Origin of the sequence: Paenibacillus vandeheii, from assembly GCF_030433635.1 — a bacterium.
GTDB lineage: Bacteria > Bacillota > Bacilli > Paenibacillales > Paenibacillaceae > Paenibacillus > Paenibacillus vandeheii.
This window is the reverse complement of record NZ_JAROCD010000013.1, coordinates 46,598-66,258: the sequence shown is the minus strand read 5'-3', so window position 1 is coordinate 66,258 and position 19,661 is coordinate 46,598. Positions and strand designations below refer to the sequence as shown.

The 19,661-nt window shown below is 45.7% G+C and carries 16 protein-coding genes; 6 read left to right on the top strand and 10 right to left on the bottom strand.

Going from position 1 to position 19,661, the window contains the following annotated elements; translation table 11 throughout:
• Positions 1 to 272 precede the first annotated feature (272 nt).
• Entirely contained in the window at positions 273 to 479 is a 207-nt protein-coding gene (locus P5G61_RS24105; protein ID WP_053780164.1) for a hypothetical protein, read from the top strand.
• Between the two features lie 12 nt (positions 480 to 491).
• Here the strand turns inward: P5G61_RS24105 and P5G61_RS24100 are convergent, their stop codons facing one another.
• Entirely contained in the window at positions 492 to 1,349 is an 858-nt protein-coding gene (locus P5G61_RS24100; protein WP_301248883.1) for a phosphotransferase, read from the bottom strand.
• A 209-nt stretch (positions 1,350 to 1,558) separates the two neighbouring features.
• Between P5G61_RS24100 and P5G61_RS24095 the strand changes: the two genes are divergently transcribed.
• Positions 1,559 to 2,662 carry a stalk domain-containing protein gene (locus P5G61_RS24095; protein WP_301248754.1) on the top strand — a complete coding sequence of 368 codons (1,104 nt, stop codon included), beginning with the start codon at positions 1,559 to 1,561 and terminating at the stop codon, positions 2,660 to 2,662.
• 235 nt (positions 2,663 to 2,897) lie between these two features.
• Here the strand turns inward: P5G61_RS24095 and P5G61_RS24090 are convergent, their stop codons facing one another.
• The 7 genes from P5G61_RS24090 to P5G61_RS24060 form a co-directional block, all read right to left on the bottom strand.
• Positions 2,898 to 4,382 (bottom strand): hypothetical protein, encoded by a 1,485-nt coding sequence (locus tag P5G61_RS24090; RefSeq protein WP_301248753.1) that lies wholly within the window; start codon positions 4,380 to 4,382, stop codon positions 2,898 to 2,900.
• A gap of 604 nt (positions 4,383 to 4,986) precedes the next feature.
• On the bottom strand, positions 4,987 to 6,021 hold the full coding sequence (locus P5G61_RS24085) for a hypothetical protein (protein WP_301248752.1): 1,035 nt from the start codon (positions 6,019 to 6,021) through the stop codon (positions 4,987 to 4,989).
• 61 nt (positions 6,022 to 6,082) lie between these two features.
• Entirely contained in the window at positions 6,083 to 7,771 is a 1,689-nt protein-coding gene (locus P5G61_RS24080; protein ID WP_301248751.1) for a DUF6138 family protein, read from the bottom strand.
• Between the two features lie 174 nt (positions 7,772 to 7,945).
• Entirely contained in the window at positions 7,946 to 8,107 is a 162-nt protein-coding gene (locus P5G61_RS24075; RefSeq protein WP_301248750.1) for a hypothetical protein, read from the bottom strand.
• Between the two features lie 20 nt (positions 8,108 to 8,127).
• Positions 8,128 to 9,780, bottom strand: a complete 1,653-nt coding sequence (locus P5G61_RS24070; RefSeq protein WP_301248749.1) for an extracellular solute-binding protein — start codon at positions 9,778 to 9,780, stop codon at positions 8,128 to 8,130.
• Positions 9,781 to 9,879: 99 nt separating this feature from the next.
• Positions 9,880 to 11,472, bottom strand: coding sequence for a response regulator transcription factor (locus P5G61_RS24065; RefSeq protein WP_301248748.1), 1,593 nt, complete (start codon positions 11,470 to 11,472; stop codon positions 9,880 to 9,882).
• On the bottom strand, positions 11,447 to 13,207 hold the full coding sequence (locus P5G61_RS24060; RefSeq protein WP_301248747.1) for a sensor histidine kinase: 1,761 nt from the start codon (positions 13,205 to 13,207) through the stop codon (positions 11,447 to 11,449). The genes P5G61_RS24065 and P5G61_RS24060 overlap by 26 nt, the downstream gene beginning before the upstream one ends.
• Before the next feature lie 343 nt (positions 13,208 to 13,550).
• Here P5G61_RS24060 and P5G61_RS24055 point away from each other — a divergent pair, with 343 nt between their 5' ends.
• Together P5G61_RS24055 and P5G61_RS24050 are read left to right on the top strand one after the other, a co-directional pair.
• Positions 13,551 to 14,510, top strand: coding sequence for an ABC transporter permease (locus P5G61_RS24055; RefSeq protein WP_435874285.1), 960 nt, complete (start codon positions 13,551 to 13,553; stop codon positions 14,508 to 14,510).
• A gap of 133 nt (positions 14,511 to 14,643) precedes the next feature.
• Entirely contained in the window at positions 14,644 to 15,522 is an 879-nt protein-coding gene (locus tag P5G61_RS24050; protein WP_301248746.1) for a carbohydrate ABC transporter permease, read from the top strand.
• Positions 15,523 to 15,584: 62 nt separating this feature from the next.
• Here the strand turns inward: P5G61_RS24050 and P5G61_RS24045 are convergent, their stop codons facing one another.
• Together P5G61_RS24045 and P5G61_RS24040 are read right to left on the bottom strand one after the other, a co-directional pair.
• A complete protein-coding gene (locus tag P5G61_RS24045) occupies positions 15,585 to 15,767 on the bottom strand; it encodes an aspartyl-phosphate phosphatase Spo0E family protein (RefSeq protein ID WP_024631476.1) in 183 nt (60 codons plus the stop codon).
• A gap of 386 nt (positions 15,768 to 16,153) precedes the next feature.
• On the bottom strand, positions 16,154 to 16,477 hold the full coding sequence (locus P5G61_RS24040) for an ArsR/SmtB family transcription factor (RefSeq protein WP_301248744.1): 324 nt from the start codon (positions 16,475 to 16,477) through the stop codon (positions 16,154 to 16,156).
• A 207-nt stretch (positions 16,478 to 16,684) separates the two neighbouring features.
• On the opposite strand from P5G61_RS24040, the gene P5G61_RS24035 reads away from it, so the two are divergent.
• Positions 16,685 to 18,061 carry an MFS transporter gene (locus tag P5G61_RS24035; RefSeq protein ID WP_301248743.1) on the top strand — a complete coding sequence of 459 codons (1,377 nt, stop codon included), beginning with the start codon at positions 16,685 to 16,687 and terminating at the stop codon, positions 18,059 to 18,061.
• Positions 18,062 to 18,268: 207 nt separating this feature from the next.
• Positions 18,269 to 19,483 (top strand): sugar efflux transporter, encoded by a 1,215-nt coding sequence (locus P5G61_RS24030; RefSeq protein WP_301248742.1) that lies wholly within the window; start codon positions 18,269 to 18,271, stop codon positions 19,481 to 19,483.
• The last annotated feature ends 178 nt before the right edge of the window (positions 19,484 to 19,661 follow it).

Below are 19,661 nucleotides of genomic sequence, written 5' to 3'. Positions count from 1 at the left end.
CATAGGGTGTAACGCAGGGTTCTTCCATCTGGATCACTTTCTGGGCAAAAAAAATCGCAGCCTCCGTCCAGGAAAGCCGCGAATGCGCGCCACAACAAGGTTTATCTCAAATTTAATCTTCAAAAATTATAGTGATCCATTCCATCCAGCACTGCATGCATACTGTAAGTGAAGAACTTTATTTTCCTATATTTATCAATAAAAGCTTACATCCAAGGTAAACCTGAAGTACAATGAACAGAACGATTGATTTCAATGAAGGAGGTCAACTCATGACATTGCTGCCCTATATTTTAATTGTTGGCATCGCCCTGTTCGGTGGGATCGCTACGATGATTATTGGGAATTCGAAAGCGAATCAGACCAGCAACCCCGAGTATGATCGCAGGACCAAGCAAAACTTGAGCAAACTTACCTATGTATACGTTGGTGCCATCGTTCTCGGCATAGGCGGTTTCGTCCTGTATCTATTTAACTGAATGAATTGGTTGTCAGCAAAGTACATGTTTAAACTTTTCCAGTAATTGAAGGTTTCGTTGTACATATGGGATGGTTTGGCAAACCATTCCCTTCTCCCTCATGACGGCCAAGATTCCACGAACCACCCACAAATGCATCTGTTCGTATAAACTTTTCCTGCTGAAATAATTACCTCCCTGTGCATATCCCTGCTCAAAGTCAGCCACAATTTCGCTTAATTCTCTCTCCGTAACAGATGAAAGGGTGGATGAAGTTAGCGCGGCTGCCTGATCGAAATGAATATCCCCTCTCCTTGCTTCTCCAACATCAATAATGTGAATGCTCTCCTCTGTAAATAACAAATTCCAAATGCCAAGATCCCCGTGGATGACTGCTTTAAATAGTTCCTTATATTCCATGCATTGCTCGGTATGTTCTTGCAGTGATCGTATACATTCAGATGATGAGGCTGTTACTTCTCTAGAAACTTCACTCCATAATCGGGGTAACGCGAAGCGATCTGCCTGTTCAGTAATTTCTAGATGACTCGTCACACGATGAAAAAGAGAAATCACCTGACCTAACCGAACGAAGTCCACGTTAATCTGGCTACGCAGAAGTACATTTTCTACGTAAAACTGCAAATTATAAAACTCACCCTTATATGTCATATAAGGAAGGCCATCTTTCGCCTCCACCATGGATGGAGAAAGATTTACGGTTGCCATAACCTTATACATCTCTTGCTCAGCCCACGCCTGTTGTACGTTCCTCAATTTACGTAGCACGAACTTCCCGTATGAAGTCTGAACCAACATCGCTTTCGAACTGTTCCCCTCTTGTATGGAGTTACAGGCTAGAATATTCCCAATATCGTATTGCTCTGCCACAAAATCGATGTCTATCAAAGCTACACTCCATTTCCTGTTTATTTCCCCAATGATCTATTCAATAGGCAAAATGATATTTTGACGCGTTCATGCACATGTTTACAAGTTGGAGATAATTCAGAATTATTCTGGATATGTTCAGCGAGTAATATAAAGCCATAAGGACAGTAAGCCATTATAAATAACAAAATTTAAAGGAGAGATATATGATGAAGAAAAACTTGAAGAAATCCGCAGCAACGATGATGGTACTGGGTATGACATTAACAGGAGCAACGGGCGTATTCGCAGGCACTCAGTTGGAGAAAATCTCGGCATATCTCAACCACGGCATCAGCTTCAATGTAGACGGTGCGGCTTACTCACCAACAGATGGCAATGGCAACAAGTTGGCTCCAATCACTTACAATAATTCAACTTATCTGCCTGTACGTGCCATTGCTGATGCGCTGCATGTACCTGTATCATATGACGGCAAAAAAGGACAGGTCATCATCGGAGAAGCCACAAGCAATCCTTCCACGTTGAGCAATGTTACCTATAGCGCAGCGCAAAAAGAAGCCATTCAAAAGGCATTTGCACAGTTCGATGGTTTCGAGGCAGCTTACGCTCCTCAGCAAATGATTGCAGGTGATACATTCAAGAGTGTAGGAGCTGGAGAAGACGGCGTAAGCTTTACTTTCAGTCATATGAAAGTCGGTGTGTCTCCAAGAGATTATTCGGATGGTTACAATGGCAAAGACGTAAAACTTTCTAATGGCGTCACAGCCAAATGGTACACACCGGATCAAACGGGTATGCTCACGTTCAAACTGTATGATCGTTACGTTACAATTAGTTCACCGGATCATAAGCTGACTCAGGCTCAGCTGCAGCAAGTGGCAGTATCTGTGGAAAAGGTTCAAGGCAATGATCAGGGCGTTACCGGGTTCGCTGATGTGAAATATACCCAAGAACAGTCGGCTGCCATTCGCAAGGCATTTGCGAAATTCCAAGGCTTCGAGACGGCTTACGCACCACAACACATGATTGCCGGGGATACGTTTAAAAGTGTAGGTGCTGGCGGGGACGGCGTAAACTTTGTTTTTAATCACATGAACGTGACAGTATCACCCAAAGACTATTCCTTCAGCTATGACGGCAAAAATGTAAAACTGCCCAACGGCGTTACCGCCAAATGGTATACACCGGATCAAACCGATATGCTGACATTCAAACTGGATGATCGCTATGTGACTCTCAGCTCGCCAAAAAATGCATTAACTCACACACAGCTGGAGCAAATGGCGGTATCTGTGCAAAAAGTGAAATAAAGACTAATTATTAAAAAATCAACTAACATAAAAATAAATATTTATATCAAAAACACATTGAAGTTCTCTATAAACAAGTGAGACTTCGATGTGTTTTTTTCTTATGTAAAAATCATCTGTACGGTAAAATCCCCCTTCTCAAGATGCTCAGACAACAAATTTCATTATATTGAACCAATAAATGCCCAGAAACACAGCTATATAGAATTTAAGCTGTACTTCTGAGCATCTAGGATTAGAAATTATTTTTGTCAAAAGGGCCTGGAAGTTTCAAAGTGTAGACAAGTGTAGATTCATCTTCCTTCGTTGGTATAATCATGGTCAGAACACCATCTTGTAACGCCTGCTCTGGAATCTTTGCCGTACTGATTCCCCACCTCGCTTCTGGCATGTCCGTTATGGACAACGTCCCAAGCACCTTGGTATAGTCCTGATTGGTAAACAACACTCTAGTTAGATCCATGTAATGGAGAGTAGAAGTTGATAAAGTCAAAGTTCCGTCAAAATTCAGAACCACACCGTCAATACGATCCGGATAAAATGATTCCAATGACTTTGTATTGTTCTGATCCAACTTGTAGATATCCCCTACTCTTTCAATTCGCCGGGCACTTGCATGAAAAGCAAGGTTTTCTGGTGTCATGGCTGCACTCGTATTACGCTCATCATCACTAATTAGTAATTCTTTATTGCCCCAGTAAGCCTTCGTTTCAGACACTTTGAGCCCCAAATCCTTGTTCCATTGTCCCAAAGGAATAAAGGTCTGGTTGTAGAGTGTCAGCAATTTACTTGAGGATCGATCCACACTGGATGAACGCTGTCCACGACTGAATGTGACTTGTTCCTTACCCAATACATATTGAATATGAAAAGCCTTGGTAAATTCCTCTAAAGGAACATAATGTTGCCCCTCCAGATAAAATGAAGGTTGTCCCTTATAATTCAATACTCCCTCCCCTGACTTGATTCCTACTGGCTGTAACGGAAAGAATATGCCTGAAAATTGAAATGAATCCCAGTACCCCTTCCATTCTCGATATGTATCATATTGCAACTTCAGATGTTTATTCTCTGAAATGATATATAGAGAGGGAGGAAATGAACCTGGAGCTGAAAAATACTGTTCTATAATGTATTCATCCTCTGTTACCCACTGAACACCCTCTGTGCGAGCACGATAGGGAGAATCATAAGTTCGAATTAGTTTGAGGGTCTCTAGATCATATAAATGAACCGTGGACGATTCCATCTTACTATCCAAACCATTCTCAGTAACCAGAATCAGCGTTTTTCTTTCTGGTGAGACAGACGTATGAACATAGCCAATACGATCTTTCAGAAGTGTTTTTTTCTTTCCATTCTTGGTCGCAACAACAGTCCAATCGGATTTGCGGTCTCTTGTGTTGGTTTGTGAGATATTCAGATTAACATCTGTACTTGCCTGAAAAGCTTTGGTAGACAGCCCTGTCTTTATGTCAGGCTTCATCCAAAGCTGTTTCACCTTGGCTGTCTTTCCTTTGGCACCACCATATTCAATATAGTTACATTGGTACTTATCAGTGCAGTATACACCGACGTTACGGGTTTGCGGGAGTGGTGAAATGGCATAATCCGTATCGGTAAAATCCTTCTCAAGCATAATTTTTCCGCCAGTATATACCTTCTTGCCTGTAGTCATGGAATAGTATATTGGCTTATATTCTTCTTTTACATAAAGCATATAAAATATCCCTAATTGTGGCTCCAAGTAAATTCTATTTTCACCTTCATGTACCTTGCGAAGAGAGTTGCTATTGTAATCATACTCATATAAGACGTAATAATATTGATTGTTATCAGTAGCGTAGTAAGTTATGTATCCCTTTAAACCTAGTGGTGTATCGGAAACAATAGTATCAGAATGTCCTGAAGTTATCGTTGAGCCAGTATAAATTTGGGGGAGAACTGCATTCTCGGTAAAGTGATATTCATTCACCTTTCTTTCACCTGTATCAAAACTCGTTCGGATGGTTTCTACAACAACCTCATGTTCCCTGATCGCAAAATTAATGCTATGCCTTACCCGTTCCTTTAAAGAAGTGGTTGCGGATTGCGTGCTTTGCTTATTGGTTCCAGGGCTAGAAGCTGCAACTGTTAGTCCGGGTAAGGAAAATAGCATAATGCAAGCCAACACAGTAACTAAACAAATAGATATTCTGGACATACTTAACTCCTTCTCAATGTAATGTATATTTTATGGGACCTGTTAAGTATAGAACTTCCAACCTAAATATTCATTACATTTACTTCCAGTTCGCAAACAAAGTTCTATTTTTTAATAACGTTTACACCTCCAAATTGGCTAAACGAATCACTCTCCGATAGTTCATATAATCAATCATACCCTCCCAATCCAACTCAACTGCATTACCGTCTCGATAGTATACGGCTGCAGCGGGCAGAAAACCGACCAACGGTCCCATGCCACCACAGATCATTGCGCCACCGTCGCCACCTTTGGGTATCATGGTTCCAGACGCATCAAGCGTTAGCTCATACGCATAGGGATCTCCAGCAAACTGGACACCAAAAAAGTTGGGCAGCTCCAAATCATATGGGCGATCATAATCTTCAAATAGCGAAGGGTCAGGCTCTGACGAATCACTCACAACAATCCCCTCCACCCCTTCGAGGCTGCCAAAATGCTTTAATTTCATCGTGTAATCGAAGCTGTCTCCCCATGGAAAAAAGGTGCGGCATCCCCCTCCATACAGATACTCCCACTCATCCTCCGTGAGCAAACTAAAACCCGCTTTTGCTTCCTCCTCAACCAGGTACTCCAGCGTCAAATCTTCATTGAACCAAAATATCTGCACATCCTCACCTTGACGGACCAGACGGAACTGTTGATGCAGTTCATATTGGTTCAGATCGGACAGCTTAAATTTCTCCAACTCATCTGCAAAACAGGCATTCTCCTGCGTCATCGCTTCCGCTTCCGTCACTTCAATCCAGCCAAGGGAATGGCTACTGCACTCCACTAGCATGGGCGCAATCTGAACTTCTCTCACAGGAGACATCTGACTACTTAAAAAAGAATCCACATCTTCCACGCCGTACTCACTGACAGTCTCGAGCAAATCCGCTGACGTTTCTTCGTTCATTCCGTCCTGCCAGCAATCCCAACCAAGTGTCACCCGATCACCAGGCACAAACACAAATCTCTGCTCATCATACAAAAATACACCTGTCTCGATTTGCTGACCGAATCGCTCAAATGTCTCCAATCCCTTATAATGCATACCTGCGGGTAAATCATTGCGCATATCACGCAGACACTTCTCTTTTTCCTGAGTAGATAACCCTTTCCATGCTTCCACGCACTCACCCACTTTCACTTTTGTCTAATAAACTTCCCTTGAAAGCCATTACGGCATATCCTTATTTTCCAGCCGCCTTTAACAGCTCCAAAAGCCATTCTTTCCGTCTCCCCTCCGCCTTGCGGGCCAGCGTTGCAAGCTTCTCCAATTTGCCCCAGATCGGATATAGCACTCGCTCCACTTCATAAGATTCCAGTCCTTGCAATGATTGAAACAGAAGTTCAAGCTTCTCCTCATCCTCCAGTTCCGATTGGATTTTCAGCTTCAGGTGATCCGTAGAACGACGCAGACAGGCAACTAGCGCAGGCACGGAGCTGGTCGTTACACCATGTTTCTCAGCAAAGGCAACTGTGAATTTGTCCTGTACCAGCTGGTGCTCATCATCTATTTCCCCCATGTAGTATTCAACCAACGGGAAATACCGCTCATCTGTCAGCCCCAGTCCGAATGTTGCGTAGCTGCCTGGCATACAGCTCTTCTCACCTTCGGTATCTGCATAAAATTCGAACTCTTCAATAGCCTCTCGTGCATATTCTTCAAGCAGCGGACGCATCTCCGGGTACTCCAGTGCATTTGCGAAAAATCGATGCGTATCCGACTTCGCGAGTCCTTTAATCGGCAGGTACTGCTTTACACTGGATTTGAGCTTGATTTTGTAGCTTTTCGGGAAGCCCTGCTTCAACAAACGGATAATAAAAGCAAGGGCCTGTTCGTAGGCAGCTGCTTCTTCCTTGCGAATGTTGATGGTAATCATCGAGAACACATCGTTCGCGGTGAACTCCACCTGCTCATTTTTCAAATGGATATCTTCCTTGGCATAGGTTCCGCTACCTTCCGTCATCATGCGAATCGCACGGTTACTGCCAAGCTGTTTCGCCAGTTCTAGAAAGGTGAGCCCCTTCGGTTTACTGTAACTAGGCTCGTAACGAAGAATCATCACGGCTGCATACAGCAGCAGATCAATAGGCTGTGCCGCCTGCTTTTCATGCTCACTCTGAGGTTGCTCCTCCTCCAAAGAAGCACTTGGCTTAAGTGTATATACATTGGCACTGTACGCAGAGGGCTGTACATCAAAGTAACGTGGCAAAAAATAATTCTCCGCCCATGACGTTATCGCACGGATCATATCACCACGATGCTCCGCCAGAGCTTCCTGACGCCCTTTGTTCAGCTCCTGAATGCGATCATATTGCGCTATAGTCCACGCTACGTCCAGTTCAGGGAACAATCTCGGGTCAAGCAGGTGACGCGTCAAAAAAAAGGATTCTAACGGCTTTGTTGGGTATGAACCTCCCAGGAGCTTATGGTCTACATATGTATGAATGCGCTCAAGCAGCTGCTGCCTTTTCCCTTCGTTGATATATTCGAGCAGGGTCACTTGCAGCTTTCCTTCTGTCGTTGGAAATTTCCCGCGAAACGTAAAACGATAGTCGATCAACGGTGTATCCGCCAGCTTGTCCAATTTCTCTTGAACCACTTCTGCAAGCTTGGGCTGGATTTCATTTCGGACCTGTTCCTCCGTAAAGGGACCCGTTTTCTTCGATTTGAATCCTTCATCCAATCCAAGATCCACACTGTCTACCGTGGTCCGTCCAGGTCGGTAATCCAGCAAAATATCATTAAAGATCCCCATTTGCAGCGTTGTTCGCTTCACAGCCTTTTCCAGGTCATTCCGCTTCATCTGTTCCTCAAACCATTCATGAATGGCCCCAACCATCTCTTCCATTGCCTGATCATAGAGTGTGCTCATCCTCTCGGCCGCCTTCCTATTTATCTAATGTCTGCTGATGTCTACTAACATCTACCGCCCAAAAGCTCCTGCTAATCTCTGATAACTTCGCATACCATCTATATAAAATACGTATCTACGTTTGTAGTTCCACCTATTATTTTACTCTCTCAAGCTCACCCGGAACAATAAGTCTTACGCACGGTTGTTCGCGCTAAAAAAAATGATCCTCTCTCCTGCCCCAGTCTGTGCATCCGCATACCAAGACAAAAACACCGGATTGGGCGATTTCCCGCCCATATCCGGTGTATTCACGAAAATATTACGATCCTTTTTTATAACTTTAGTATGATTCATCTAGTGAATTATACACGGTATTAATTGACTGTTTTGAACCATTCATTGACTTCAGTTGTGATTTCATCGCCGCCCATGGATTTCCATTTCGTCACAAATGCGTCGAATTCATCGATGCCAACCTGACCATAAATGATTTTGCTGAATGTATCTTTCTCCAGCTTGTCGAGTGCATCTTTCTTCATTTTCATTGTATCCGTAGGTGCACCCGTGAATTTGTTCTTGATTGCATCATCCTTATGAGCTACCACGACTTGAGCCGCAGCGAACACTTCAGGTTTGTTGGCAATTTTCGTATTTTTCTCAAATGGTGTTTCAGGCTCCTTACCCGAAGCAAGCTCAGCCAAGGTATCCATCATCAGATTCGGAATACGTGCACCATCATAAGTGAGTGTATATTTCAGCGGGGATACGCCGTCTTTCAAATCAGCTTCACCCAGCACTTTGCCGTCTACAATATCAAAGTCATATCCTTTGGCAAAGCCATGTTCAAACTCCCCACCCACTTCCGGATTGGCAAAGTTATCGAACAAATAATTTTGATATGTGAAGAAAATTTCCGGGTTGGCCATATCTTTATTGATCAACACAACCCCGTTGCTCGCACCTGAACCGTGGTGATGGCTCTCGCCAGTTGGTCCAGTTGGCAGGGCAATTGCTTTGTAGGTAGCGCCGTCCACATTTTTCTTCACATCATCGATCGGCCAGTTCGGCATCCAGTGTGGTCCCACAATAATTCCGGCTTTGCCTGCTGTAAACAGTTCGGCTGCCTTGATCTCGTCATATACGCCGGCTTCCTTCGGCAGGTAGCCTTTGGACAACCAGTCTTTCATCGTTGCAAGCCCTTCTTTCACACCTGGTTGAATCGAGCCGTATTCCAGTGTTCCTTCTGAATTCAAATTCCATTGTCCCGGCATCGTGTTATACATTCCGAAGATCCAGCCGGATTCAGTCATCCAGGTATTAAGAGCAATTTTCATGCCGACTGTCAGACCGTACGTATCTTTCTTCCCGTTACCATCCGGATCTTTATTCGTAAATGCATCCATTACCGTAACGAGCTCATCGATCGTTTTTGGTTCTTCCAGTCCCAGCTTCTTCAGCCAGTCTTCACGAATAAACATAACCGGGTCGCCGTTGTAGGCATAGTCGAAGATCGGAATACCATACCGTTTACCCTCGTACATGTACGGGTACCACTCTTCCGGTGCAGATTCGGCAGCCCCTTTCCATGTGTCAGATGCATACTTGTCGAACAATTCACCTGCATCGGCGAATTTACCTGACTCAATCAACTCACGTACCAGATTGTAGTCACCACGGATGGAGACGATATCCGGCAGCTCTTCGTTAGCCGACAGGGAGAGGCGTAGCTTCGTGTAGAAAGCATCGTTGGTCACCGATACAGCCCAAGGTGTAGTCAGGTCGATGCCCAGACGTTCTTTGGCCCATTTCGTGTGCACGTTGTTCTGTGCAGTCTCTCCGTTCTTGAACTTTGTATCATCATTCCAGGCTCGCAAATAGCTCATCTGAACCGCAGGTTCATACTTGCCGTCTTGCAGCGCAAGTGGCGCAGCCGCTTCCTTGGACGGTTCTTCCTTTGCCCCCGAACTGCATGCCGTTACGGCAACCATCGTCAGTGCAAGCAATGCAGTCATCATTTTTCTATACATGAAACCCCTCCTCAATCACTTTGAATACCCTTACATGAAAAGGATAGTGCAGCCGGGGAAGCAAACATATATCACAATTTCAATGTTCATATTGATTTGTTAACCGTTCCGAAAATCCTGCGGGGTCAAGCCATAATGTTTGCGGAATACTTGAATGAAATAAGGGGTATTGTTATATCCCACTTCCTGGCCGACTTCATAAATCTTCATTGCCGTATGCTTCAGCAAGTGAACAGCACGTTCCATCCGCGAACGGATAATGTAATCACTAATGCCTTCACCTGTGAATTGTTTATACATTTTGGACAAGTATACCGGGTGTAGATGTACCTCCCCGGCAATGACCTGCAAGGACAGATCTTCACCCAGATGATGGTCAATCCATTGCTGGACCTGCCTGATCATGCTCGATCCACTTTCCTGGCCCGTAACGGTTGTGCTCTGAGCCCATTGTTCCATCACACTCCGGGTCCATGCTTCCAGACTGCGCAGCGACACGCCATACCCATCCTTCAACAGCTGCTGATACTGCTCACCAAGTACATCGGACAACTGTCTGCCCTCCCGATGAGCCATGTACGAGAATGCGGCGGCGAGATAGTGAAAGGCAACATAGACATGCTCGGGGAACACACTATCCGATAATTCGGCGAAAATCGAATCAATCTTGCGGTTTGCATCCTCCATCCGTCCTACTTCCAGCAGGGCAGTCAGTCCAGGTGGTTCATACAGCGCCGCAAGTGATTTCAATGTTGCCCCATGGGAGCCGGCAGCCGCATTGAGATGCAGTCCTTTGCCCGCTTCTGCCTGCTTGCGCAAGGCACTTACAGCCTGATGGTACAGCTGCGGAACCTGCTCTGGAAAACGACCTATCCGGCTAACTGACAGTGAGATCGTCGCGTTTAAATACTGCTTCACACTGTGAAGCAATCGTTCCCCGAGCCGTCCCATTAAGATTTCCGGTTCAGACTGCGCCTGTTTGGGGCTAGCCATGAAAACGAGATCATCATAGGCATCGTCCGTATGGCAGAGATGATAGCTGCTGCCAAAAATCTCCTCCACCACATTCGAGATAGCGTATTTCATTAATCGGAATGCCTTGTGCGTTGGCTGCGGGTCATCATAGCGAATGAGCAGCAGCTGCATTTTGTCCTGGGGACGGAAACCGATCTCCAATTGCTCCAGCTTTTCCACAAGTTCACTCTCCGCAAATTTATGCCCCAGCAGCACATCCTTCATTAATCCCGCCCGCTTCTCCGGTAAATGCTCCCTCACCGAATACATAGCGCGCTGATGCATCAGTTGTTTCTCTCCCTCCAGCCGAATCTGGACAGACGCCTGTTGCACGGCTTCAATCAGTTCCTCATCCCGCACTGGCTTCAGCAGATAACTCACTGTTCCATGACGGAGTGCCTGCTTCGCATAATCAAAGGATGCGTGTCCAGATAAAATGATACATTTGGTCCGCTCCCACTTTTGCCGAATATGACTCACCAGATCCAGACCGGACAAGCCCGGCATACGAATATCGGTGATGATAATATGAATTTGATGCGCCGTCATTTGCTGCAAAGCCTCTTTAACTGAATACGCCTTATACACCTGTCCAATCCCATGTTCCCTCCACGGTATGGAGGATGCAATCGATTCCACCGCTGAATGTTCATCATCCACGACCATTAGATTCATCATTAGGATACTCCTCCTCAAACCATCGTATTTCTACACTGAGACCCCCATAAGGGATCGCTCCAAAATGAAGCCCCGACGAATGTCCATATCGCGTAACAAGCCGCTGGTGTACATTCCAGGTGCCCGTGCCAATCTCTTCACCCATCGGTTCATTGATTTCTCGTTCAAGACCGGCAATCTCTTCCGGCGTCAAAGTAACACCATCGTTATCGACAAACAGACTATATCGCGTGTATTCTCTTCCATCGAGTTGTTCTTGTACGGCCATACCTGTAACCACAATGTGACCGCTGCCCTCCATCGGTTCAATGCCGTGAATGACTGCATTTTCCACGATAGGCTGGATCAGCAGCCTCGGAATGTGCTGCTGCATCAGTTCTTGCGGTACGGCGATCTCATACGACAAACGATTGGTTCGCATCTGTTGGATGGACAAATAATTGTCCAGCAGCCGAATTTCCTCTTCCACAGTCGTCATATCATTCTCATCACGTGTGATATAGCGATAATAATCACCCAGACTGAGCGACATGGCAATAACCGCTTCGCGGTTGCCGAGCTGCGTCATATTTTTGATATAAAACAGGCAATTGTACAGGAAATGGGGATTAATCTGTGATTGCAGATGCTTCAACGTTGCTTCCCGTGAACGGATGCGTTCTTCATACACCTTTTCAATCAGTTCCTGAATCTGCTCGGCCATGTGATTAAAGCTCTGCGTCAGATACGCGAATTCATCCCGGGAGTGATCGACCGGAATTCGTGTGGATAGCTGTCCTTTGCGAATCTGTTGCAGTCCTCTCATGAGACGCTGGATCGGCACCTGTACCTTTCGGTATAACAACAGTGCAGCGCCAATACTGAGCACGAGCAGCAGCAAAATGGAAGTAATGAACATATTCCGGCTCTTGTCCATCGGCGTAAGCAGATCATCCAGCACAACCGGGTTAACATAGATTCCATTCAGCTGTTTGGAGAGTATATAACTGACCAAATACTGCTTTCCGCCCACCTCCAACTGATGGTTGCCTTCACTACCCAGTCCGTTTAACGGCATGTCCTCCATGATAGCCTGGATCAGTTCAGGGTCCGCACTGCGATTCAATAACGGCTCGTTGCCCGGTACCAATAGAAAGGGATCTCCCCCTTGGGCCTCCTTGAAATCGTCCAGCATGGCTACAATGTTCATCGGATCAAAATTAATCTCCATCACGGTTCGAACACCCGTAGTCACCGGTTTTGCACTCCACTCATAATTATCCGTGAAGAAGTAGGTAAAACTCCCCTGATCCAATTGCCACTGTCCAGCTGGGGGAAACTTCAACATGTTCTCATTGTAAACGGTTCGACTTGCCTTGGTGGATAACACCAACTCTGCCTGAGGCAGCACAATGGTAATGTCGTTCTTCCAGCGGCTGGTGGACTGGTACAGCGACAATTTGTCGAGAATATCGAGATAGATGCTGTTTTTCTCATATTGGCTAGTCGATTCTGTCATGTAACGATAATGCAAAATGCTTGGATCACGCAGTAAAGTCAGCCCATAGAGCGAGAGCTGCTCAATATTTTTATCCACCTGAGAGCTGAAGTAGTTGAACTGGTTCAAGCTGGATTGCTGCTTCTCCTCGACGATCATGTCTACGTTCGCCTGATTCGCGTAAGTATAGAGCAACAAGATGGGTACCAACAAGCAGACCAGCAGCATGACTGTTTTTGAGAATACTGTAAATTTCATTGCTTCACCCTGTCCCGGTTAAAGTAAAGATACATATCGAAGTCCTATTTTATATTGAAACCCCTTACATATCTATACTGAATTTAGCATGAAGTCCTTTTCGACCTCTCGGTCGACAGTTTTATTTGATGCTCATTTTTCTTGAATAGTACCCTTGTTCCTCGCTCTGTTCCCCCTTTATGCATTGTTATATCAACAAGTTAATAAATCAACATCCGCCTTGAAATGTTGTTCTATAGCCGGCCCGTTTCCATTGCTATAATTCAGTTGCTCCACTTTTTGCAGAGGCTGACTGGCCTCATGATGCAGAGGCTGGACGATATAAAGGAGGGACCTGATGGCTATGGAACAACCACTAACGACCAATACGCCGGTGCGGAAGGCAACACACAATCCACGCAAACGTACCCGCTGGAATTTCAAACGCAATTGGCCGCTGCATCTGATGCTGCTGCCTGCGGTACTGCTCACATTGCTGTTCGCCTATGTGCCTATGGGCGGCATTATTATTGCTTTTCAGGATTTCAAACCATGGCTGGGATTCACCGGCTCCAAATGGGTAGGATGGGATAACTTCCGATTCATGTTCGAATATCCGGACAGTGTTCAGGTCATCTGGAACACGGTGCTGATCGCTGCCATGAAAATTGTGGCCGGACTCGTGGCCCCGGTTGTGTTTGCCATTTTGCTGAATGAAGTACGGAATTCCACGTTCAAAAGGTTCTCGCAGACGCTCGTATATCTGCCCCACTTCCTGTCCTGGGTTGTACTGGGCGGCATCCTGCTGGATATGCTCTCTCCCGAAGGCGGACTGATTAACCAGGTGCTTGCGGCTGTTGGCATTGAACCGATCTTCTTTCTTGGCGATGGCGACTGGTTCCGTGTAACCGTGGTCATCAGTGATGTATGGAAGGAATTTGGATTTGGTACCATTGTCTTTCTTGCAGCCCTCGCGGGGATTAACCCTGCGCTGTACGAAGCTTCCGAAGTTGACGGGGCAACACGGCTTAAGCAGACCCTGCACATTACGCTGCCTGCACTCGTGCCGATGATTATTGTGGTGGGAACGCTATCACTGGGGAATATTCTTAATGCCGGATTTGACCAGATTTTCAACCTGTACAATCCACTTGTGTATGAGAAAGGTGATATTATCGATACCTTTGTCTACCGAATGGGGATTCTGAATGGCAAAATGAGCTTTGCGACTGCGGTTGGTTTGTTTAAATCCTTTGTCGCCATGTTCCTCGTTATTACTGCCTACCGGATGGCTTACAAAATCGCCAATTACCGCATTTTCTAAGGGGCATTTTGCATACATCCAGACAGCGACTTTCAATCAGCAAGATATAGATCGAAATGGTTCAGTTCGTCTATATCTTGTACACGCGAGCGGTTCAAATCGAATTATGCAAAATGCTTAAGGAGGAATTAAGGTGTATCACAAAACGACCGGATACCGTATATTTAACGGCTTCAACTTGTTCTTCATCGCGGCCGTCTCGCTGCTGTGTGTGCTGCCGCTTGTTCATATTCTGGCGGTTTCCTTCAGCGGTAAAGCGGCAGCTTCCGCCAATCTGGTAACACTCTGGCCGATTGATTTTACAGTCGATGCCTATACCAAAACGTTTGGTAACAGCAACTTTCTGAGCGCGCTCTGGATTTCGGTGAAACGTACCGTGTTTGGTACGCTGCTCAGTATGGTGCTGGTCACCCTGACGGCATATCCTCTATCCAAGGAAAGTTTGAATTTCAAGGGGCGTTCGCTGTATGCGTGGTTTTTCATCTTCACGATGCTGTTCAGCGGCGGACTGATCCCGTCTTATATCCTGATTCAAAAGCTGGGACTGATCAACACCCTGTGGGCTCTGATTTTGCCTGGGGCTGTGGCGGTCTGGAACCTGATTCTCATGATGAACTTCTTCCGTAACGTGCCCAAAGAGCTCGAAGAAGCAGCATTCATCGATGGTGCCAACCATATCACCACATTGTTCCGTATTTATCTGCCCGTATCCATGCCGGCCATTGCAACGATCTCCCTATTCACGATGGTGGGGCAGTGGAATTCCTGGTTCGACGGACTGATCTATATGAATGACGCAGCCAAATACCCGCTCGCTACGTTGATGCAAACGATTATCGTACAGCAGGATTTCTCCAACATGAATGTCGATGCAACACAGCTTCAGAACATGTCGCAGCGTACCGTTAACGCAGCCCAGATCTTTATCGGGGCACTGCCAATCCTGCTCGTGTATCCGTTCTTGCAGCGATTCTTTGTAAAAGGTATTGTGCTTGGGGCTGTAAAAGAATAGGGTTCGTATACCGAATGAATTCGCATAAAAACGCATAATTCATCCCGAGGTTCATAACGCATTTATTTACTTCGGGATGATTTCCCGCGAATGGCGTTGTTATATTCATTAATGAGTTCATCCAGAACCATCGATTGACGAATGACCTCCGGATGCCACAGTTCTTTATGAGAGTTTGCAATCTGGTAGAGCCTCTGTCGTGCCTTTTCGATACATTCCTGAATGGTTTCCGGATTATGCACCATACTCCCGCCCCCTGTTGTCCTTCAATATCCTCCATCCAAAAAAGACCATCTATTATAATATTCGGAACAAAGGGAGCTGCACATTACCCCAAAATCGAATTTATGGTTATTTTTTCTTGTACAGACTGAAATTAAAATGTGCAATGGACTCTTATGCTGCAAAATGCAAAAAATACCGGACAGGCACTCACGCCTGTCCGGTATTTTTTGCCCTCTGCGATGTTCTTTATCTTAATCCGATATCCTCAAAACGATTGCCAATCGTCTCCGGGAAGGCCTGCTTCACCGTTAGTATAAAGGGCATGGTACGACATAGAATGTCGCAGCAGTATAAATATCCTTAATATAAAAAATGTCCCTTCTTCAGTCTGAAGAAAGGACATTTTTTAGGAATCATGTATTTCTGACCGAGCTGCTGCTTGTAACAAAGGTTGCAACAGACCAGGAAAACGCACTTCCAGATCCTCGGATCTTAGCGTCAGGAAATGCTGTGTACCTTGCACTCTCACCCGAATGACTCCGGCTTCCCGCAGTGTTCGAATATGGTGTGACATCGTGGATTTCACAACAGGTGCACGAAAATGACTGCATGGCTGCTCACCATTTCTGGCTGCTTCTGTTACAATCCCAAGACGGATGGGATCACTTAAAGCGTATAACACGGAAGAAAGTTCAATATCCTCCACTTGGGGATGGTGTAAAATTTTCATGCTGTAGTCTCCTTTTTTCAGACTATCCATTGTATTTTAACACAATTCCATGATATATTTCTAATGTTCGATACCAATCGAACTTATAAACCTATTTCGTTTATGTATCCCCTGCTGTCAGGCATGGGATTCACACATACCACATTTTGCAAATGTTACACACCGTTTCTGAAATGTTGCGAAATATACATAATCTGGGAGGTTTTTATGAACAACACCGCAGCTGCATCATCGGGGGAACGGACGGCAGGAATACAGGAAGGGTTAATCGTAGGTCTGCTTGGCTTTACGGTTGTGCTTGTCGTTATGAATACGATGATGTTCAATCTGGCATTGCCCAAAATTGCAGCCGAATTTATGCTTTCATCTGTCTCTTCTTCCTGGATTGTCACCGGTTATTCCATCGTTTTTGCTATTTCCTCGATTACGTTCTCACGTCTATCGGATTTTGTACCGATCCGCACCCTGTTTACAACCGGTCTTACACTGCTTGGTGCGGCATCCGTTCTTGGTTTCTTCAGTGACCAGTTTATCCTTCTGCTCATTGCACGTCTGATTCAGGCTGCGGGTGCAGCTTCTGTACCGGGGCTCGCCATCGTGCTTATTACTCGCTACATTCCAAGTGACCGCCGGGGTAAATCCATGGCTGTTGTCATGTCTGCCAGCTCACTTGGTCTTGGACTCGGACCTGTGATCGGAGGCAGTATCACACAATTTCTCGGATGGCATGATTTGTTTATCGTTACCGGACTAACCTTGTTTCTCATTCCTGTATTTTTCAGACTGCTTCCAAGTGAAATGCCGAAAAAGGGTTCCTTCGACTTGCTCGGCGCGCTGCTACTGGCGATCGGAACAACCGGTGTCCTGCTATTCCTGACTTCACGTGAATGGGTAACCCTTGTCGTTGGTGCGGCTGCACTGGTTCTGTTCTGGTTGCGTATTCGCCGTGCGACTGATCCCTTTGTTCAACCAGCCCTGTTCAAAAACAAAAAATATATGATGCTCAGCTCACTGGGGATTGTATCGTACATTAACAACTTCTCAACGCTGTTCCTGCTGCCTCAAATTCTGGCACATCTGTATGCACTGACTCCTGCTCAGTCCGGGCTTGTCATCTTCCCTGGTGCAATCGTGTCCATGCTGTTATCCAATCGAATTGGTCGCATGATTGACCGACACGGCAATACACAACTGCTCAAGTTCGCGCCATGGTTGCTGCTCGCTGCTGCCGGACTGTTTGCTCTTTTTGCAGACGACAGCATCTATGCCATTATGGCGGTATACATTCTGCTTAGCGTAGGTTTCTCGGCACTGACAACGAGTGTATCCAATGAGCTGTCAGGCAATCTGACGATGGATCAGATCGGTGCTGGCATGGGGCTGTTCCAGCTTAGCCAGTTCTTCAGCGGTGCATTTAGTGTTGCCGTAACTGGCGTAGCTCTCACTGCAATGCAGCAAATGCCATTAGCATCAGCTTACACCAACATTTTCTGGGGCATGACCGTGGTTGCTCTGGCATCCATTATTTTCTCCCAGGTGTACCTGAGAATGCAGTCACGGAAAGAAACCGCCGCTTCACACTAAACAGGTTTTAAAGGATCTCACTCATAATAGACACTTTATACAGGAAAGCCAGGGATTGGACCGATAGGGTCTGATCTCTGGCTTTTTGGTTTGTTATTAGACTAAAAGAAACCAATAAATATTACTTTATCTCTGTTATTCTTATATTATAACCAGATAGTATAGATATTTTGAAAATGATAAAACCAAGGGGATGTCTACTCACATATGAAGCTTCAAAAGTTTAATTCACTATTTCGTATCCCTACATACCGGCTGTTTCTCGTTTGTATGTTGTTACAAGGCATGGCTATTTCAATCAGCGCTCCCTTTCTGGCGGTCTACTTTACAACTCGCCTCGAAGTGTCCATCGCTACTTTTGGATTATTCACTGCAGTAACTCTTATGGCAGGGGTGTTATTCAGTTCCTGGATCGCCAGACGGTCGGATCAACCCGGTGCTCGCAAAATCATTTTGGTGATTGCCATGGTTTGCAATGCCCTTGCTTTTGCCGGGTATTTGTGGATTCACGACTTCACTTTATTATTTGTCTACATGACGGTGATGACTGCACTCGGATCTCCCGCCATGCCACAATTGTTCGCAGCTGCAAGAGAAGCGGTTAATGCCGCAACGGACGTCGATCATGCTGTGGCCAATTCCACCCTGCGCTCCGCGTTTTCACTGGGGTTTATTACGGGACCTTTACTCGGAACTTTATTGATTGCGTACATCGGATACACCGGCATATTCAGTTCAACATGTCTTATTTTCTTGATCAATGCACTATTATTTTTCTTTCTCTTAAAAAAGGCTCCCGAGCCTTCTGCACTCCGTCCATCTACGGGTGGCATACACATGAAATTGCATCAGGATGCAAGAATCTATATGCCTTTTCTCATTACTACACTCCTGTATATGGCACATTGGATGAATAACCTGAATGCATCACTGTTCATTATTCACCATCTGGGCGGGGGGACCCGGGAAGTTGGCTGGATCGCCAGCCTATGCGCGGGGCTTGAAATTCCCATTATGCTAGGCTTGGGCCTGCTCGCCTCAAGGTATCCAAACCGCTTACTCATGTTATGGGGCTCTCTGGTGGGTGCCGCTTACTATGTCATTGTTTTGTTTTCCAGTGAACTGTGGCACTTGCTGGCAGGGCAGCTACTGCTCGCATTCTTTGTCGCTGTCATCTCTGCTATCGGTATCAGCTACATGCAGGATCTGCTTCCATCCATGCCGGGCTATGCGTCGACACTCTATTCCAATGCTTCCACGTTGGGAAGATTATTTGGCAGTCTGATAGGGGGATGGACAGCCGGGGCGTGGGGGTATCGAAATTCATATTGGGTATGCCTGCTGCTTGTTCTGCTTTCGTTAGGCATGCTAGTTATTACACAACAATTTTCAAAAGAGAAACGTCAAACGCTTTCACTCTAAACAGATCTGGATCGAATTCTTAGTAAACGTAAAAACACGAACACACCCAAGCCCCACCAAGGACGCAGCAATAGCGTTCCAGTAAAGCAAAAAATCCTTCCATTCCCTTTAAGCGGGAGGAAGGATTTTAAATTTGCCCTTCTGGGCGAAGCTCTAGGATTGACTGCATCTCCGAATC

Excerpts from the sequence above, each read along its gene's own strand:
- P5G61_RS24035 (WP_301248743.1), top strand. The coding sequence starts at position 16,685 with ATGAACAACACCGCAGCTGCATCATCGGGGGAACGGACGGCAGGAATA.
- P5G61_RS24075 (WP_301248750.1), bottom strand. The coding sequence starts at position 8,107 with ATGAATCATACTAAAGTTATAAAAAAGGATCGTAATATTTTCGTGAAT.
- P5G61_RS24080 (WP_301248751.1), bottom strand. The coding sequence starts at position 7,771 with ATGAGCACACTCTATGATCAGGCAATGGAAGAGATGGTTGGGGCCATT.
- P5G61_RS24055 (WP_435874285.1), top strand. The coding sequence starts at position 13,551 with ATGGAACAACCACTAACGACCAATACGCCGGTGCGGAAGGCAACACAC.
- P5G61_RS24030 (WP_301248742.1), top strand. The coding sequence starts at position 18,269 with ATGAAGCTTCAAAAGTTTAATTCACTATTTCGTATCCCTACATACCGG.
- P5G61_RS24070 (WP_301248749.1), bottom strand. The coding sequence starts at position 9,780 with ATGTATAGAAAAATGATGACTGCATTGCTTGCACTGACGATGGTTGCC.
- P5G61_RS24105 (WP_053780164.1), top strand. The coding sequence starts at position 273 with ATGACATTGCTGCCCTATATTTTAATTGTTGGCATCGCCCTGTTCGGT.
- P5G61_RS24090 (WP_301248753.1), bottom strand. The coding sequence starts at position 4,382 with ATGCTTTATGTAAAAGAAGAATATAAGCCAATATACTATTCCATGACT.
- P5G61_RS24045 (WP_024631476.1), bottom strand. The coding sequence starts at position 15,767 with ATGGTGCATAATCCGGAAACCATTCAGGAATGTATCGAAAAGGCACGA.
- P5G61_RS24065 (WP_301248748.1), bottom strand. The coding sequence starts at position 11,472 with ATGATGAATCTAATGGTCGTGGATGATGAACATTCAGCGGTGGAATCG.
- P5G61_RS24040 (WP_301248744.1), bottom strand. The coding sequence starts at position 16,477 with ATGAAAATTTTACACCATCCCCAAGTGGAGGATATTGAACTTTCTTCC.
- P5G61_RS24060 (WP_301248747.1), bottom strand. The coding sequence starts at position 13,207 with ATGAAATTTACAGTATTCTCAAAAACAGTCATGCTGCTGGTCTGCTTG.
- P5G61_RS24095 (WP_301248754.1), top strand. The coding sequence starts at position 1,559 with ATGAAGAAAAACTTGAAGAAATCCGCAGCAACGATGATGGTACTGGGT.